The 1,284-nt window shown below is 63.0% G+C and carries 1 protein-coding gene, 1 pseudogene and 1 riboswitch; the gene and the pseudogene both read right to left on the bottom strand.

What is annotated here, in order from left to right; genetic code table 11:
* A partial coding sequence (locus DBR24_RS33925; protein WP_371921363.1) for an ABC transporter substrate-binding protein occupies positions 1–500 on the bottom strand: 500 nt, incomplete at its 3' end.
* Positions 501–643: 143 nt separating this feature from the next.
* Positions 644–837, bottom strand: a riboswitch (cobalamin riboswitch).
* Between the two features lie 41 nt (positions 838–878).
* A pseudogene (locus DBR24_RS33920) lies at positions 879–1,284 on the bottom strand (Ppx/GppA family phosphatase); the annotation flags it as partial.

Raw genomic sequence — 1,284 nt, 5'->3', positions numbered from 1 at the left:
CTCTTGTAAATCGTGTCGATGCGAAACGGCGCCAGCCGGGTGCCGTCGGCGCCGACGAGGTTGTCCTTGGCTTCGCAATCGGAGGGCAGCAGGTACGTCGGAATCTTCAGCTCGTGAAACTGCTCGCGCGTGCCCACCGCACCCTGTGGGCCGACCATCCATTCCAGCTCCACGGCGACCAGTTCCGGGCGCTTGCCGATCACCGCTTCGAAACTCGGCTCGTTATCGGCCAGGCGTTCGATCTTGTCGTTCTGCGCCTTGTACGTGGCCAGCACGTCGTTGAACCACAGCGAGGTGCCGATCACCTTGTCGCCCAGGCCCAGGGCGTAAAGCATTTCGGTGCCAGCCTGGCCGATGGTGACGGTGCGCGTGGGGGCGTGCTGGAAGGTCAGGGTGCTGCCGCAGTTCTCGACGGTCAGTGGATAGGTCGTCGGCGCTGCATGGGCGAGCGCGCAAAGACTCAGGCCGGTGAGCAGGATGGCAACGCGGGGCAGCAGCATGGGCAGTCTCCAGGGGAACCGTACGCAAGGCGGGGAGAGTACGGTCTGGAAACACACCAGCGAACGCAGTCATGGCAACAGCGCAAGGCTGCTGATCAAACGAAGACGCGCACGGCACGATGTCCTTCCCGGACACCCCGCCGGTTAGTAGTCACTGTGCCGGCAGGTCTCCTGACTGATGCGTCATCGCCCGTGCTCCGGCCTTCCCGGGTTCACCCAGTGGCAGTCGTGGAGCAGGCTCAGCACCTACAGTTGCGGGGGCAGTTCCGAACGATGCGCTGACGCACCTCGGATTCCCTATTAATTCCGTATGGAAACCGGCGGCGGCATGGTAGTCGATCGAGCCGCTTTAGGGGAGACGAATCTGCCGGAGGGGGATTAATGCTTGCTCATCAAACCGTGCAGTACGCCCAGGCGCAGGCCCGGTTCGGACGGCACCATCTGCGAAATGCCGAACACTTTGAACGCCGCCAGCATCAACACCAGGCCACCGGGCAGAATGCTCTGGCGGTGCGCTTGCAGGCCGGCGAGTTTCAGTTGCTGGACGTTCTTCACTTTCAGCAGCAGTAACGACAGGCGCAACAGCCCACCGTAGGTAATGCCGTCGTGGCCGAAGTCGTTCAGGCGATTGGCCTTGAGCACCTTGGCGAGCATGCGCGCGGTGCCGGAGGAGCCAATGGTTTGCTGCCAGCCTTGCGCGCGATAGCGGCGGGCGACTTTTTCAAATTGCAGGATGGCGACGCGCTCGGCTTCTTGCAGAGCACCGGGGGTAATGCGCCCATCG

Origin of the sequence: Pseudomonas sp. HMWF006, from assembly GCF_003061205.1 — a bacterium.
In the GTDB taxonomy this organism is placed as follows: Bacteria; Pseudomonadota; Gammaproteobacteria; order Pseudomonadales; family Pseudomonadaceae; genus Aquipseudomonas; species Aquipseudomonas monsensis.
The sequence above is the reverse complement of the archived record's forward strand: the minus strand, read 5'-3'. Positions and strand labels throughout refer to the sequence as shown.